This is a genomic window from Luteolibacter flavescens, from assembly GCF_025950085.1.
Taxonomy (GTDB): Bacteria; Verrucomicrobiota; Verrucomicrobiia; order Verrucomicrobiales; family Akkermansiaceae; genus Haloferula; species Haloferula flavescens.
Window position 1 is genome coordinate 506325 of the sequence record NZ_JAPDDS010000001.1, and the last position, 15402, is coordinate 521726.

The window sequence follows — 15402 nt, forward strand, 5'->3', positions numbered from 1 at the left end:
GTGCCTTGGCCAGCGATGCTTCCGTCAGTCCAACGGGGTGACCGTCACATCGCGGAACTCGATTTTCATCTTCACTCCGGGGTGCACTTGGAAGCCGATCGGGCCGGACTCCTTGGCCGTGTCGGACACGTATTCGATGACCTGCTTTCCATTCAGCATGACTGTGTAGGTATTGCCCTTGGTGACCACCTTCATCCGATTCCACTCGCCTTCTTTCAGCACCTCCTTCACCCCGCTGGCCTCCTGCGGATAGCCGCGCTTGCTGCCGATGTAGGGGGACCCGGTCATGTCACGCTTCAGCGAGCGGGACACGCCGATCTGAATCTGCTCGTTCTCGTGGCGGAGAAAAATTCCGGAATCGATGTCTCCGGAGTAGCGAAACTCCAGCTCCACGGTGAAGTCCTTGTAGGTCTTCTCCGACCAGAGCACCGAGTTCTGCTTCTTGTCGTCGCTCTCGCCGGTCAGGACACCGTCGGCGATGCTCCAGTAGGATGCTCCCTGGGTCTTCCATCCGTCGAGATTCCCGCTGCTGAAGAGCTTTTCCGGTTCACCGGAGGCGATGCCCGTCAGCAGCAGGATGGCAGAGAGAAAATGGGATTTCATGTTCCGCATACGTCGGCGGAAGCATGGTCTTTCCCATTCTTTGCATTCAATTCCCCCGACGGCGCTGGAGGAAGAGGTCGATGCCGTCCACCAGCGCGATCCACGAAGCCTCGATGATGTTTTCCGATACGCCGACGGTCCCCCAGTTTTCCGTGCCATCCGAGGAAACGATGAGCACGCGGGTCTTCGCGGCCGTGGCATCGTGACCATCGATGATGCGGACCTTGTAGTCCACCAGCGACACATTCGCGATCTCCGGGTAGAAAGGGGCCAAGGCCTCGCGCAAGGCCTTGTCTAGCGCGTTCACCACACCGTGGCCTTCGGCGACCGTGTATTTCGGCACCTCGCCGACATAGAGCTTCACGGTGGCCTCGCAGACCGGCTCGTGGCCGTCGCGATACTGGCGGAAGCTGGTGTGGAATTCCTTCAGATCGAAGGGCTTCTCATAGCGCCCCAGTTCGCGGCGGATCAGGAGATCCAGCGATCCGCCGGCCGCTTCGAAGGCATAGCCCTCGTTCTCTAGCTCCTTCACCCGCTGGAGCACCGCCTTTGCCTCGGCCGAACCCTTGTCGAGCGGGATGCCCATTTGCTCGGCCTTGATCAGGATGTTCGATTGGCCGCTGAGTTCGGAGACGAGGATGTTTTGCTCGTTGCCCACGGCCTGCGGCTCGATGTGCTCGTAGCTGCGGGCGAGTTTCTGGACCGCATTCACGTGCATGCCGCCCTTGTGGGCGAAGGCCGTGCGCCCGACGAATGCCGCGCGGGCGAAGTGCGGGTTGTTCGAGACATCGTCCACGAAGTACGACAGTTCCCGGAGTTTCGTGAGATCCGGCACCACCTGCAGATCCATCTTGAGCTGGAGGATGGGGATCACCGAGGTGAGGTTGCAGTTTCCGGTGCGCTCCCCGTAGCCATTGATCGTGCCCTGCACCTGCACGGCACCGCCCTTCACGGCGGCGATGGCATTGGCCACCGCGAGTTCACAGTCATTGTGGGTATGAATACCCACCGGGACCTGGGGAATGCGGGCACGCACGATCTGGCAGATCTCCATCACCTCCTCGGGCAATGTGCCGCCATTCGTGTCGCAGAGGACGAGGCAGTCGGCACCGCCTTCAGCCGCGGCCTGCAGCGATCCCAAGGCGTGTCCGGGGGAGTCCTTGTAGCCGTCGAAAAAGTGTTCCGCATCATACACGACCTCGCGGCCGTGCTGCTTCAGGTAGGCCACGGTGTCGCGGATCATCGCGCGGTTTTCCTCCGGCGTGGTGCGCAGCACCTCGGTGACCTGCATCTCCCAGCTCTTGCCAAAGATCGTGACGACCGGGGTCTCGGCATCCAGCAGGAGCTTCACCTGCGGGTCCTGCTCGACCGGGATGCCGGCGCGCCGTGTGGACCCGAATGCCGCGAGCTTCGCGTGGCTCAGCTTCAGCTTCTTCGCCTCTTGGAAAAACTCGACGTCCTTCGGGTTCGAGCCCGGCCAACCGCCTTCAATGTAGTCGATGCCGAATGCGTCGAGGCGCTCGGAAATTCGCAGCTTGTCGAGCAGCGAGAGCTGGAAACCCTCGCCCTGCGTGCCGTCGCGCAGGGTGGTATCATAGAGGCGGACCGGCTTGTCGGAAAGGACACTCATGAGTGCGGGGCGCGGAAGCTACGGCCCGGCGCGAATGCGGGCAACAAGCAATCGGGACAGCAGATCCGGAACCGACTCAGAATCGGGAGCCCGCCAGAAATGCGAAGGCACCGAGGCCGAACCAGCCGACCCAGCGGAAAACCAGCGCCCGCTGCCTGCCATCCAGCCAACCGCTGGAGCTACCGGCATCATCCGAGAGTTCGTCCGCGAACCAAATCGCGGCGAGCGGGAAAATCAGGGCCGCTGCCGATTTCGGCGCACTTCCATTCGGGCCGATCAGAAAAGCGAGGGCGATAATGCCCGCAAAGACCGCGGACGCCGCACGGTGGATACGGCGGTGCTTGAGCACGAAATAGTCCGCCTCTTCGAAGTCCATGGCTGCCCTGATGAACCCAAAAAAACAGCGCCCGTCGAGGCTGTCTCGACGGGCGCCGGTGGAAATCACAAGGCTATCAGGCGCGGATGCCTGCAAGCTCGAGGAACTTCTCGAGCGTCATCGACACCTGGATCTGCGGGGAAGTCTGGGTGACGTGGATGGCCGAGGCATTCGTCGGGATGCTGCTGAACTGGAGTTCCAGCTTCGAGATCGAGTCCGGGATCTGGGTCTCGATTTCACCGGTGAGGAGGTTCTGGCTGATTTTCACCGGGAAGCCCTTGCCGTGCAAAACCTTGTAAAAGGCGGCCTCGTCGATCTTGGAAGCAGCAGGAGCGGCTGCCTTCGGAGCAGAGGCGGCGCGTGGTGCCTTTGCCACGGCTCCGACGCGGCCTTGATCGGCTTCACCCGAGGCCGGGCAGGTGCCGTAGGACGAGAGATACTTGCCGGAAATCCAGAGCGGAGAAGAACCGGCGCGGCGATAGCGCGGCGTATCGACCAATGTCCACTTGCACTTCGACTTCTCCAAGTCGGCATACACGGCTGCTTCGGTCGCTTCGAGACCATTGGCTTGGCGGAGTTCGAGGATTTTGGCGAGCGTTTCGGACGGGATCGTATCCATAGAGTCCGGCGAAAGTGAGCGAGCGAACGGACACGCGCAAGGACGGTTTACTGCTTCCTTATCCAGATAGTCCGTGCCATATTCTGGTCATGCTCCGCAAATTGGTGGCTGTTTCCCTCCTTTCCATGACTGTCGCGCGGGCCGGTGAGTCCCCCGCTATCCCCGCCCGCCGTGTGGTATTGGTCCACGGTATTTTCCAGAATGACTGGCGGTGTTTTGGCTTCCTGCGGAATGACTTGGAGAAGCTCGGCGTGGAATGTCTGGTGCCGTCGCTGAAGCCCGCCGACGGTCGGGACGGTCTGCCGGTGATGGCCGAGCAATTGAAGAAAGAAATTAATCAACGCTTTGGAAACGAACGCGTCGTGGTGATCGGCTTCAGCATGGGCGGCCTCATCAGCCGTTATTACCTGCAGGAGCTCGGCGGGGCACAGCGCTGCGATGGCTTTTTCTCCATCTCCACCCCGCACCACGGCACGAAGATGGCACACCTTTTCTACGGCGAGGGAGCACGCCAGATGCGTCCCGGTAGCGAATTTCTCACCCGGCTGGCCGCCACCGAGGACCGCTTGGGCAAGATGCCGGTGGTCTCCTACCGCACTCCGGCGGATCTCGTGATCCTGCCGACGACCAGTTCCGAGTGGGATCGCGCGGAGAATCTCTGCATCCCCTGCCCGCTCCACCCCATGATGACCTATTCGCCAAGGGTCCGCCGGGACATCGTATCAAGACTCTCACCTCCGCGATGACGTGGTCCGCGAAAGCGTAATGGTGAACGGGGGAAAATCGGACATGATGACTCACGTAAGCGACGCCGATCCCCCGAAGGCCTAACTTGCAACCGTCTCCCCCCAAGACGGCATCCCCCCGACAGGAAATACCCCCCGGATAAAAATAGGTCCCCAGACCGACCCGCTGATTGCCTCTCTCCCCAGAATTGGCACAGCGGGCTCTTTGTTTATCCTTATTTTGAGCCGCCCTACGCGATTCTGCTGACTGTCCGCAAAGCCGCGACCCCGGACTTATGATGACGGGCGCTTTCCTCCACTACGGATCAACTGCACCAGCCGCACGAGATCGTCTTCCGATATATCCACAAACGAGTCGAGCTGACGAAGGGCTGTAACAATATCCTCATGGGAAGGTGCCTTTTCCTCGGGCACCGGCATGGCCCTGCGGTTCCATGCCGCGGGATAGCGGCGCCAGCCAAAGAAGGCATTGAAGGCAACCGCGGTGCCTATCATCACCAGACAATTCGCGAATACCGGGCAATAGACGAAGTGGAAGCCCAGATCCCGCACTGCCGGGCCACCCAATACGGCGGTGAGGGCGGTGGCGCCGCCGGGAGGATGGATGCACTTGAGCTGATGCATCACCGCGATGGAGAGCGCCACGGCACACGCGCCTGCCCACTCGGTCGGGCCGATCCATTTCGCACAGGCCACGCCGATGGTCGCAGCGAGGCAATGTCCGCCCAGCACGGGCCATGGCTGCGAAAGCTGGCCGTGCGGCACCGCAAACAACAGGACGGCGCTCGCCCCCATCGAGGCGACCAGGCCGACATTGTAAGGCAAGTGCATTCCGTCGCGGCTGATCACCATCAGCAGCAGGATGGCAAGCAAGCCTCCCACGGCGGAGATCAACTTCTCGCGCTTGCTGACCACATTCAGCTCGATGCCAAGCCAGTTCATCGGAGACCTCATACGTAAAATCCTGCCGGTGCCAATCCGACTCCGCACTTGCTTGTATCGTATTACGATATAAATCAAGCACCGGATGCAAAACCACCCGGCCAAGCTCTCCGATGCGGACTATGCCCGCTTGGGGGACTTTCGTTACGCTCTGCGTTGCTTCCTGGAATTCAGCGAAGCCGCTGCCGCAGGTGAGGGACTGACGCCCCAACAGCACCAGGCCCTGCTGGTGATCCGCTCGAGTCCCGGCGCGGTCGCCTCGGTGGGCAGACTCTCCGAACGACTGCGGGTCCGGCACAATACGGCGGTCGAGCTGGCGCAGCGTCTGGAAAGCGCCGACCTGATCACCCGGCAGACCTCTCCGGACGACGGACGCTCGGTCTTGCTACGCCTTTCCGCCACGGGCGAAGCAAAGCTCGAGGTGCTCACCCATGTCCATCGCGCCGAGCTCAAACAACTCAGTCCGGAGATCGTGGCCCTGCTCCACAGTCTGGAACCTGCGGATACGTGATGAAATCATCTGCTGAATCCCTGCGTCTGCCGCTGCTCGCGATCGTCGTCGGGGTGATCGTAGCTGTCGCAGGCATCGGCCTGCTGAAGCTCATCTGGCTGATCACGAACCTCTGCTTTCACGGCAGAGCCAGTGCCCACGAGGCCGTGCCGGACTTCACGACATTCGGCGCGTGGGCTATCCTGGTGCCTGCGGCAGGCGGCCTTTTCATCGGCTGGATCGCCCGCTTCGTATGCCCGGAAGTCCGCGGACACGGCATCCCCGAGGCGATGCAGGGCGTGATGACGGGACAGAGCCGTATCCCCCTGAAGGTCGCCCTGCTCAAGCCGCTCTCGACCGCGGTCTCCATCGGCACGGGAGGGCCTTTCGGTGCCGAGGGCCCGATCATCGCCACCGGCGGAGCAGTGGGTTCCTTGCTCGGACAGGCGATCCCTTGCAGCACCTCGGAGCGGAAGATCCTGCTGGCAGCCGGTGCCACGGCGGGGATGGCGGCGGTCTTTGGCACGCCGCTGGCCGCGGTGCTGCTTTCGCTGGAGTTGCTCCTCTTTGAATTCCGCAGCCGCAGCCTCATCCCGGTGGCACTTGCCGCGGGAGCAGCCATGGCAGTGCGTGCTTGCTTTGGGGAGCCGTTCCCCATGCTCCCGCTGGCATCCGGCGAGCCCCCCGGCCCGATGCTCAGCATCGCCTCCGTGGCGGTCGGGATCGCGGCCGGCATCGCAGCGGTGCTGCTCACCCATGCCCTGCACGGCATCGAGCACCTTTACGAAAAGCTCCCGATCCCGTGGATGTGGTGGCCGGCACTCGGAGGCCTTGCGGTCGGGGTCATCGGGTGGGTGGATCCCCGCACATTGGGGCCGGGCTACGAGAACCTCCGCTCGTTGCTCTCCGGCGAGATGGCGCTTTCCGCCATCGCCGCACTGGCCCTCTTCAAATTCCTCTCGTGGACCCTCTGCCTCGGCAGCGGCACCGCTGGTGGGACGCTGGCGCCGGTGATGACGCTCGGCGGCGTGACCGGAGCCTTGGTCGCGCATGGCCTGCACCTGATCCCCGGGGTTGAAACAGTGCCCATCGGCATGGCGGCACTGGTCGGGATGGCTGCGATCTTTGCAGGCGTCTCCCGTGCCTTTCTTGCGTCGGTCGCTTTCGGCTTCGAAGCCACTCACTCAACTTCGTCCTTCGGCCCGTTGCTCATCGGCTGCGCTCTGGCCGTGCTGGTCTCGCGGATCGCGATGCGGGAGACGATGATGACCGAGAAGCTCGCCCGCAGGGGAGTCCGGGTCCCCGCGGACTACGAGCCGGACGCCCTGCTTGGCATCTCCGTGGCGGACGTGATGCTGCGCGAGCCCCTGACCATCTCCCCCACCACTTCCGTGACAGATCTGGCCGCCCGGATGATCGGCAAGGAAGACCGCTGGAATGCCGCCCGGCTGATCCCCATCACGGATGAAAGCGGGCACCTACTCGGGATCATCAGCCGCGCCGATGTCCTTGCCGCCGTACAAGCTGCGCCGGATGCCAGTGTCCTTGATGCAGGAATCGAGAGCCCGGTGGTGATCCATCCGGATGAATCCCTCGCCGAAGCCGCAGACCGGATGATCCTCCATGGAGTCGGCCGCTTGCCCGTGGTGGAGCGGGGAGACACCCCTAGACTCGTGGGTCTGGTCAGCCGCCGGGAGGTATTGCTCGCACGCAAGCATCGGCTGGATGCCGAGCGGCGCTGACCTTGAAGCGCCTGCCTGTTGTATCGACTTCCGATAGGCCACTGTTAGAACATCATATCTCTTTCCGACATATGACTACGATTGACACACGCCCGGGCTCCGTGGTCTCTCGCGCATGCCTTTGTTGGAAGCCGACGGCTTGGGTAAGCGCTACGGATCGAGGCACGTCCTGAGGGACGTGAGTCTGTCGTTCGCGCCCGGGGAGATCGTCGCCACGCTGGGGGTGAACGGCGCGGGCAAGACCACCCTGCTCGGCTGCCTGGCGGGAATGCTGGGCTGGGATCGCGGGGAAGTCCGCCTCGGCGGGGAGAAGCTCGATCGCAACCGCCTCGACCACCGGCAGCGCATGATGTTCCTGCCCGGAGAAGGCTTTCACTTCGGAGGCGCGGACACGATCCGGAATGCGGCGATCTTCTCTGAACTCTGGCGCGGCATCGAGGCGGCCCCACCGATCGACATGGAGGAGTGGCTGGAGCGCCTCGGCCTGCTGGAGGTGGCTTTTTCCTCCGTCGATACCCTTTCCCGCGGTCAACGCTACAAGGCGGTGCTGCTGGCACTGCATTGCGCTGATCCTGAGATCTGGTTGATCGACGAGCCCTTCGCCGCCGGCATGGATGCGCGCGGCATGGAAGCCTTCCGCCTGCTTGTGCGGGCTGCCGCGGCACGGGGACGGTGCATCATCTATACGACCCAGTTCCCCGAGCTGGCCGCACGCTTTGCCGACCGCATCGTGGTGGTGGGAAGCGGCGGTATCCGCCTCGATGAACCCACATCGGAAGCCGACCCGGAGGAACTGATCCGCAAACTGGGCAACGAACTCGGCATCCACGGCGCGCACCAATGATCTCCCGGCCATCATGGGAAAGGCCACTGCGCCAGAGGCTTCGCAAGTGGCGGAAGTGCAGCGTCAGCCTGCGCTGGCTGCGCGACCACGCCGGCGTGCTGCTGTTCTTCTTCGCACTGAGTTGGGTGCTCGCCCATGGCTGCGAGGTGGTCTTCGGTGAGTCCGGAGGGGCCACCGGTGTCAGCGCGGTGAGCGGGCTGATCGGTGCACTGCTGTCCGCATCCGTCCGGTCCCGATGGGAGGCGCACGGCTGGCTGGTGGATTGGACTCCGGCCACTCCGATCATAGCGTGGAAGCTGAGGACGCGCGAGCATCTGCCGTCTGTCGTCGCCATCGTTTTTCTCTCCCTGTTCATGTCGTGTTCGACGGTGGGCTTCGGGATTGAGGCGACCGCGCCGACCGCTCTCGCAGCGTCGGTGCTGTCGATGGCCTGCGGATTCCTCCTCGCCGGAGGGCGGGTTTCCTCCGCGGTGCTTTTCGCCGCATTCGTCCTCACGATTGCGTTCACCCTGTTGTCGGGATGGTTCGGGATCATCCAGGGCGGACATGTCCCTGCGATTGGCCAAGGGAGTCGGGCTGCTCTGGCTGCCGGTCTTTCCATGGGCATTCACTACGCATTGCTCGCCGGCCCCTGCGATCCATTGGGCCGTGCTGACTTCGTCGATGGTGATTTCGTTGTTCGAGTGGAAGTCGGCGTGGGGCCGGCGCGGCGCATCTTCTGACGCGGTAGAGCACCCGGGAGCGCATTCCCATCCCGGCATCCTCCCTTGGAACGACGAGCATGCGAGCGAAGAGGAAGCCCCGGAATTCCCCGATGAGGAGCAGCGGAAGGACATCCGCCAGCAGGTCGCTCACGCGTGGTTCGGCATGGCGGGCTTCCTACCGGGTGGACCCATGCAGAAGTTCGATAGCCTGCTATGGCGCTGGCTGACCCCGCGCGAACGCTTTCTCTCCTGCCTCGGCAGCGAGCAGGCTGCTGCCTGGTTTCCCCGCACATGGAAGGCCGCCACACTGCTTGCCGTCATGGTGACGCTGGCGCTGCTGATGCCATGGCTTGAAGAGCGATTGCCGACAGGAGACCCGGCATTCTGGATGCTGTCGACATTCGTCGCCTTGACCGTTTTTGTGGTCCACTCCGGATGGCCAGGTCGCGATTCCGGTTTTCAGCCGTGGCTGGAGCAGATGCACACGGCAGATCTCGGACACTTCCCGGCGTTCGCCGTGCTTCCGGTGACTGCCGGTGAGTGGATGCGCGCCGCGATGAAGGAGTGGACCCTGCGCAGCGCGTGGTTCGCGCTACTTTGGACGATCGCGATCCTCTGCGGTGCGAAAGGACTCTCACCCGAGGTGTCGTCTTCCTGGCTCATGGCATATGCCTCAGTACCTTGGCTCGTCCTCGCAACGTGGTTCCCTCTCTCCATGGTCCACCGAATGATCAGCGCGGTATCTGGTGCTGCATTCCGTAGCCATGGCATCACCCGGGTGCTGCCTGCACTGGTCGCGGGGCTGATGAGCTTGATTGCCGGTGGCGCGACTGTCTTTGCCATCGGAAAGGAGATGCCGCTCGTGGCCTTCACGACCATCGCGGTCGCGGCTCTCTCGGGCACCTTCAGCCTCTGGCAAACCCGTCGCCGCTGCAGTGGAATGAGGCTCGACATCAAGCCGAGGATGCCTGCCTGACGTCGCAAAAAAATGCCCCGCGAAGCCTGGGACTTCGTGGGGTTGATCAAACTTGAATGATGTTGCTTCTTACGGCTTGGCCGCGGTCTTGGGAGCCTTCTTTCCGGTTAGTTCCTTGTAGGCGGCCTTGGCCATTTCGCCTGCGCCTTCCAAGTTCGGATGCACGCGGTCGGGCAGGAGTTCCGGCTTGTCATCCAGCGCCTTGTGCATGTCGATGATGCCGAGGTCCATCTCCTTCGCCATCTTGTCGATGCGTTTGATCCACTCCTTGTTGTTCTTCTCGTTGATGCCGAAGTTCCCCGGCTCCGGCACCGGGCACGGGCGGCAGACGTAGATGCGCGGCTTGCTTTCCAGCGTTTGGAACGACTTCACGAGTTCCGTGTAGTCGGCGGTGAATTCCGCCTCGTGCTTCCAGTTCTGCGGCTTCGTGTCATTCGTGCCGAGCATGATGATCACTACGTCCGGCGAAAAGCCGAGGGCATCCTTGTAGGCCTTTTCATTCCAGTAAGGGAAGTCGCCTTTCTTCAGAAGCGTGCGGCCGCTCACACCGTAGTTCCCCACCTTCCACTTGTCACCCAACAAGCTCTGGAGCTGGCCGGGATAGGAATTCCTCGCGGGATCGGCGATGCCGGAGCCCTGCGTGATGCTGTCGCCCACGCAGGCTACCTTCACGGGCTCCTTGTAATCGGCGGGATCGATGGGCTTCGGCGCGGCTGCTTGCAGCGAGCCGATGACGAAAAGAGGCGCGAGGACGCGGTGGATGAGTTTCATAACGTATGGGAACCTACCCATACGCCCCGTGGCGTCTAGGCTTTCCCCGGCAGCACGGCCCAGCGTAATTTCGCGGGGATACTGCGGGGGTTGTTCCTGCGCTCGTCAGGTCCCGCGAGGATCACCTCCCCGCTGACCTCCGCGTAGGTGCCGTCCCGCTCTCCCGTCTGGAAGGCCTTCTTCACCCGCCGGTCTTCACCGGAGTGGAATGTGAGGATTGCCACCCGGCCACCCGGCTTCACGCAAAGCGGAAGCTGCCGCAGGAAGGCATCCAGCGATGTGAACTCCTCATTCACGGCGATCCGGATGGCCTGGAAGACTCTGCGCACCGCGAGTTCGGATCGCTCTGCATCGAGCTTCGCCACTGCCGGAACGGAGCGAATCGCCGAGACCAATGCCTTCGTCGTGGGCACTTTCCTGCCTGCGAGCACGACGGCAATTTCCCCGGCCAGCGGCTCGTCGGCATTTTCCGAAAGTACCGCCGCCAACTTCTCCTCATGCACCTTGGCCAGCCAATCGGTCGCGGGGATTCCCCGCTCGGGATTCATGCGCATGTCGAGCGGCCCATCGGACTTGAAGGTGAAACCGCGCGCCGGATTGTCGAACTGCATCGAGGAGCAACCAAGATCTGCAAAGATGAAATCCACGGCTTCCAGCCCGAGGCCGTCCAGCACCTTGCGGATGCCGGCGTAGTTCGACCGCACGGCGGTGAAGGCATCTGCGCCATAGCCGGCGGCCTGCAGTCGGGCGGTCGTCTTCGGCTGCTCGATGGGATCGACATCCAGGCCGATCAGGCGTCCCCCGGGCGAAATCCGCGCCAGGATCTCCCGCGCATGGCCGCCATAGCCGAGCGTACAATCGATGCCGGTCCGGCCGGGAGCGAGGCCGAGGGCATCAAGGCATTCCTCCATCATGATCGGCACGTGCATGCCTGCCGGGGTCCTGCCCGACTCCAGCACCTTGCCCACGGTGCTCGCATAGCGCTCCGGCTCGTGCTCCTTGTACTTGTCCTCGAAGCGCCGCGGGTTCTTCCCCGAGTAGCGCTTGCGTCGCGGCGGCCGCGGCATGTCGTCCATGAAGGAAAGCGTAACGCGGGCGGATGCATTTCGCCAAGGCGAGGATGCCGGCTCAGAGGAATGACACGAGGTCAATGCCTGCGAGCCTCTCGACGACAAGGATCACTCCAGCCAACGCCACTGCCGCCGAACCGATCCGCTTCACCCAGACGAAGCGCTTTTCACCCCACCAGGCAAACGTCGCGAAGGCCATGGCCAGCACGGTGATCTGGCCGAACTCGACACCGACGTTGAAGCCGAACAACGCCGCCGGAAGCTTCTCCGGCTGACCTGCCGGCAGCAACTCCGCCAGCACACCGGCAAAGCCGAGGCCGTGGACCAGACCGAAGATGCCGACCAGGACCAGCCTCCCCTTCCCCAGTTCCTTCGCCCAGAAATTCTCGATGCCCACCCATGCAATGCTCGCGGCAATCAGGACCTCGACCGGTGTCGAGGGGAACCGCACCCAGCCCGACGCCGCAGCCGCGAGCGACAAGGAATGGGCGAGCGTGAAGACGATCGTCTGCTGCAGCAACGGCTTCCACCGCGGCACCAACAAGAAGAGGCCGAGCACGAAGAGGATGTGATCCACGCCCTCCGGCAAAATGTGGACGAATCCGAGCCGGATCCACCCCGCGAACGAGGTTTCCGCAGGCCTCATCTCCGAAGCATCCGCCGCCCTCTCGGCGACCACCGCGGACTCCCCGCTGACCAGCGGCTTCGTTTCGGCGGATGCTCCCTCGCCCGTCGTGACGATGAGATTCACGCCGAAGGGCTCCTTCCAATCGATGCCGAGTTTCGACGCTCCGGGCGGAAGCACCGCCTCGATTCGCACGGCCAGCATCGGCAGGTCCTCCGGGTCTCCCTCCTCCAAAAACCCCGGCTTTTCCTTCGCAAGATCCGGCACCGAAAGAGTCCATGCGAGGTCCGCCCCGTCCGCCTTCAGGCGAAAGCAGGACCGCCAGTAATCCTCACACTCCCCCGCTATCCTCCGCCAACCCGCCGGGTCCTGCTCCCGCAGCCACGCCAGGTCCTTCGCCTCCACATCCTCGTCCCCTCGGAACTCCGGCAGCATGTAAGCCGCATCCGCCTCCGCAATGGCCGTGACGCGATCCCCATCGAGCACCACCGAAATGGAAATCTCCTCGATCTGATGCGCAAGTCCCGCCCCGGCAAACAGCAGCCAAACCAGCAGCAGGCGGATCATGATTACCGGGCTAGGACGCTAAAAGAGCGGAGGGGGTGGGATTCTCCTCCTTCAAGCACAACACACTGAAAATCCGTCACGACTTCTACTGAAACACCCGAGCAGTGAGGAAGTATCTATTCGGGCCTTTTGTGGGCGTCGAAGAAATGCGCGGCATTAATAACCAGCATCGCAAGCGTCGACTCGGCTTCCTTGGTTTCGAGCCGGTGATAGGAACGAATCGACAGCTCGCAAAAAGTCAGCTCAACCGCAACCCATGGCCATAGAATCAGCGGCTCTCGCCATCGTCGCTGGAGTTCGGACCGCATCCAGCCACAGTAGGATATTACCACTTCCGGCCCTTTAGTCAGATTCTTCTCCCAATCCGCGAAAGCGTTTACACATTCCAAAATTCGAGCCGTCGTCACATCATCGGCTTTATCCGAAAATGAGGCCAAAACTCTGCGGGCGTAGCAGCAGGCATCCTCCTTGGTAGCCCCGCGCAGACCAGCGGCCCAGTTACCGCTGCCCATGGATTCATCCAACCATCGAGCCACTACCCGCTCGTCGGTGCCGTCTGGCACAATCATTCCCACCTTGCCTCTTTCAAATTCCTCCGGGTGCTCGTCGATATAATCGCCGACCAGTTCGTGAACGTGCTTCATAGTCTGAGATCCGCTCATTTTGCGAGTTCTTCGCTGGCATCGTAACGCAAATCCCACGCGAGATTGTGTGCCCTCGAATTCACGCGGAAGATCTTGTCCATGAAACGGGACTTCCCCTTAAAAGAGGGAATTTTATCGAAATCCGCAATGATCGACTTGAGCCGTTTCTCGATGTTTTCAGCCAACTCAGCGCGGCGAACGAGGCGAGGTTTTTCTTTCACGCATCCCAACTGCCCGACTTTCCCAATCTTGTCCAACAGTAACGATCGTTGGGCGAACTCGTCCTAACCTAGGCCCTGTTGTGATGCTTTTCTGCTAACCGCCGCTCCGAAAAATCGCACCTGCCCACACCCCGTGCTCTCGTGCGAAAATGAAAGGGTTGCCTACAATGAAGACCCTATCGAATTCACGCACTGCGGAACCAAAGTGGATTCCCTTTTGAAGGTTGTAACAGTAGGTCTCGATGTCGTAGGAAAACCAGATCTGACGGTCGAAAATAAGAAGCCAGTTTTGATCGAAGGTGCGATAGTCGCTTCGGTTTAGATTGCGAGTCTTTCTCATAATCTTGGCCGCCATTCGTTCGATCCAAAGTCTGTTCGACTCCAGAAGGTCCTCATAGGTTCCCGAGGCGGTTACGTCGATGAGCTCTTCATTGGATCGCCGTTCGTCGCGATCCTGCAAACCTCCAATATTCATCACGAACGGGGTCAGCCCTTTCTTCGATAGTTGGCCTACCCGGTGATGCTCCGACGAGGCTCCACTTGTGACCTCAAGGCCGATAGAAATCCCACCTAGATTCGAGACCATATCTGGTGATTCGCCTTCGGAATCGATGGCGTTGGGAGAAATTTGGAGATAGTTGGCCAGATAGCCCGCATCGAGCACCTCTTGATGCTTTCCCTTAGAATTCGGATTCACATTCTCCACAGACGTTTGCTGCTCGAATCAGCTTTATAGGAAGTAGTTTCAAGCCATGGCCGATCGTTCGCTTGGCCTGTCGGCCATGCCCCATAGTCAGAATGCAAGACTCTGATTACAAGCAGGATAACTGATGCTCAGCAAACTGCATTGAAGTGGCGGAGGGGGTGGGATTCGAACCCACGGTTGGTTGCCCAACTTCGGTTTTCAAGACCGACGCGATAGACCACTCTGCCACCCCTCCAGTTTGTTGTTTCCCAATCGCTTGGGAGTTCCGATCCGTCTTTCGGTGGACCGGCGACGCCTTTTTACCCGGGGATGCCCGTCAACGGCAAGCGCGCATGCAGCGGACCGCCGACAATTGCCACTCAGACCGCTTCGGCGGTGTAGATGGAGGCGACGCCGCAGGTCAGCGGAGCGGCCTGCGCCTCGCGGTAGCCTTGGGCGGTGATGAGGTCGCACATTTCCTGCCCCATCGGGAATTCCTCAATGGAGCCGCCGAGGTATTCGTAGGCGTCCTTCTGGCCGGTGAGGTAGCCCGCCATCTTGGGCAGGACGTTGTGAAGATACCAGCGGTAGGGCTTTCTGAGGGCTCCCTCCGGCAGCGAGAAATCGAGAACGAGAAGATGGCCGCCGGGTCGCAGCACGCGGCGCATCTCGCGGATGGCGGCGGCGTAATCGGCCATATTTCGCAGGCCGAAGGCGACGGTCACGACGTCGAATTCGCCGTCCTGGAATGGGAGCGCGAGGGCGTCCGCGACCAGGGTGCGGGCAAGGCCGCGGCGGCTGGCATGGGCGAGCATCTCCGCGCAGAAATCGCTGCCCGTCACCTCCGCCTCCGGACAAGCGTCCTGGATCTCCAAGGCAAGATCACCGGTACCGGTGGCCACATCGAGCACACGGCGGGGCTCCCATGCGCGAACGATCCGGGCGACCTTTCGCCGCCACAGGATATCGGTGCCGAGGCTGAGGACGTGATTCGTGGTCACGTAGCGGTCTGCGATGCGTGCGAACGCTTCGCGGACATAAGACGGGTCTTGAATGGTTCCGGCACCCACGGGGTGATCGGTACGCGGGATCGGCGGGCTGCCAAGTCCGGAGTCGGTCTGATTTTGCGAAGATCACCTTCGCAGGT

The 15402-nt window shown here is 62.0% G+C and carries 18 protein-coding genes and 1 tRNA gene; 6 read left to right on the top strand and 13 right to left on the bottom strand.

Features of this window, described 5'->3' with window-relative positions:
- Positions 1-24: 24 nt before the first annotated feature.
- From OKA04_RS02120 to OKA04_RS02135, 4 genes are all read right to left on the bottom strand, one after another.
- Positions 25-603 carry a 3-keto-disaccharide hydrolase gene (locus OKA04_RS02120; RefSeq protein WP_264499465.1) on the bottom strand — a complete coding sequence of 193 codons (579 nt, stop codon included), beginning with the start codon at positions 601-603 and terminating at the stop codon, positions 25-27.
- Between the two features lie 46 nt (positions 604-649).
- Positions 650-2233: a citramalate synthase gene (gene cimA, locus OKA04_RS02125; RefSeq protein ID WP_264499466.1), complete on the bottom strand. Its 1584-nt coding sequence runs from the start codon at positions 2231-2233 to the stop codon at positions 650-652.
- 76 nt (positions 2234-2309) lie between these two features.
- Positions 2310-2705 carry a hypothetical protein gene (locus OKA04_RS02130; protein WP_264499467.1) on the bottom strand — a complete coding sequence of 132 codons (396 nt, stop codon included), beginning with the start codon at positions 2703-2705 and terminating at the stop codon, positions 2310-2312.
- Positions 2686-3228: a hypothetical protein gene (locus OKA04_RS02135; protein WP_264499468.1), complete on the bottom strand. Its 543-nt coding sequence runs from the start codon at positions 3226-3228 to the stop codon at positions 2686-2688. Before OKA04_RS02135 ends, OKA04_RS02130 begins: the two co-directional genes overlap by 20 nt.
- An 89-nt stretch (positions 3229-3317) precedes the next feature.
- Here OKA04_RS02135 and OKA04_RS02140 point away from each other — a divergent pair, with 89 nt between their 5' ends.
- Positions 3318-3974 (top strand): esterase/lipase family protein, encoded by a 657-nt coding sequence (locus OKA04_RS02140; RefSeq protein WP_264499469.1) that lies wholly within the window; start codon positions 3318-3320, stop codon positions 3972-3974.
- Between the two features lie 273 nt (positions 3975-4247).
- Here the strand turns inward: OKA04_RS02140 and OKA04_RS02145 are convergent, their stop codons facing one another.
- Positions 4248-4916 (bottom strand): HPP family protein, encoded by a 669-nt coding sequence (locus OKA04_RS02145; RefSeq protein ID WP_264499470.1) that lies wholly within the window; start codon positions 4914-4916, stop codon positions 4248-4250.
- Between the two features lie 85 nt (positions 4917-5001).
- On the opposite strand from OKA04_RS02145, the gene OKA04_RS02150 reads away from it, so the two are divergent.
- From OKA04_RS02150 to OKA04_RS02170, 5 genes are all read left to right on the top strand, one after another.
- The gene (locus tag OKA04_RS02150; RefSeq protein ID WP_264499471.1) at positions 5002-5427 is read left to right on the top strand and encodes a MarR family winged helix-turn-helix transcriptional regulator; all 426 of its coding nucleotides are present in this window, start codon (positions 5002-5004) and stop codon (positions 5425-5427) included.
- Positions 5427-7148 carry a chloride channel protein gene (locus OKA04_RS02155; RefSeq protein ID WP_264499472.1) on the top strand — a complete coding sequence of 574 codons (1722 nt, stop codon included), beginning with the start codon at positions 5427-5429 and terminating at the stop codon, positions 7146-7148. Before OKA04_RS02150 ends, OKA04_RS02155 begins: the two co-directional genes overlap by 1 nt.
- A gap of 115 nt (positions 7149-7263) precedes the next feature.
- A complete protein-coding gene (locus tag OKA04_RS02160; RefSeq protein WP_264499473.1) occupies positions 7264-7992 on the top strand; it encodes an ATP-binding cassette domain-containing protein in 729 nt (242 codons plus the stop codon).
- Complete coding sequence (locus OKA04_RS02165) at positions 7989-8714, top strand: hypothetical protein (protein WP_264499474.1); 726 nt, start codon at positions 7989-7991, stop codon at positions 8712-8714. Before OKA04_RS02160 ends, OKA04_RS02165 begins: the two co-directional genes overlap by 4 nt.
- Positions 8641-9672, top strand: coding sequence for a hypothetical protein (locus OKA04_RS02170; protein WP_264499475.1), 1032 nt, complete (start codon positions 8641-8643; stop codon positions 9670-9672). The genes OKA04_RS02165 and OKA04_RS02170 overlap by 74 nt, the downstream gene beginning before the upstream one ends.
- Positions 9673-9741: 69 nt before the next feature.
- Here OKA04_RS02170 and OKA04_RS02175 read toward each other — a convergent pair whose 3' ends face one another.
- The 8 genes from OKA04_RS02175 to OKA04_RS02210 all read right to left on the bottom strand — a co-directional run bounded on the left by OKA04_RS02175 (position 9742) and on the right by OKA04_RS02210 (position 15325).
- On the bottom strand, positions 9742-10443 hold the full coding sequence (locus tag OKA04_RS02175) for a GDSL-type esterase/lipase family protein (protein ID WP_264499476.1): 702 nt from the start codon (positions 10441-10443) through the stop codon (positions 9742-9744).
- 35 nt (positions 10444-10478) lie between these two features.
- Positions 10479-11519: a 16S rRNA (cytosine(1402)-N(4))-methyltransferase RsmH gene (rsmH, locus tag OKA04_RS02180; protein WP_264499477.1), complete on the bottom strand. Its 1041-nt coding sequence runs from the start codon at positions 11517-11519 to the stop codon at positions 10479-10481.
- A 52-nt stretch (positions 11520-11571) separates the two neighbouring features.
- Entirely contained in the window at positions 11572-12705 is a 1134-nt protein-coding gene (locus OKA04_RS02185) for a HupE/UreJ family protein (protein WP_264499478.1), read from the bottom strand.
- Between the two features lie 116 nt (positions 12706-12821).
- Complete coding sequence (locus tag OKA04_RS02190; RefSeq protein WP_264499479.1) at positions 12822-13349, bottom strand: hypothetical protein; 528 nt, start codon at positions 13347-13349, stop codon at positions 12822-12824.
- 14 nt (positions 13350-13363) lie between these two features.
- Positions 13364-13570 carry a hypothetical protein gene (locus OKA04_RS02195; protein ID WP_264499480.1) on the bottom strand — a complete coding sequence of 69 codons (207 nt, stop codon included), beginning with the start codon at positions 13568-13570 and terminating at the stop codon, positions 13364-13366.
- Between the two features lie 94 nt (positions 13571-13664).
- Entirely contained in the window at positions 13665-14267 is a 603-nt protein-coding gene (locus tag OKA04_RS02200; protein WP_264499481.1) for a hypothetical protein, read from the bottom strand.
- Between the two features lie 156 nt (positions 14268-14423).
- A tRNA-Ser gene (locus OKA04_RS02205) sits at positions 14424-14511 on the bottom strand.
- A gap of 124 nt (positions 14512-14635) precedes the next feature.
- On the bottom strand, positions 14636-15325 hold the full coding sequence (locus tag OKA04_RS02210) for a ubiquinone/menaquinone biosynthesis methyltransferase (RefSeq protein ID WP_264499482.1): 690 nt from the start codon (positions 15323-15325) through the stop codon (positions 14636-14638).
- Positions 15326-15402 lie beyond the last annotated feature (77 nt).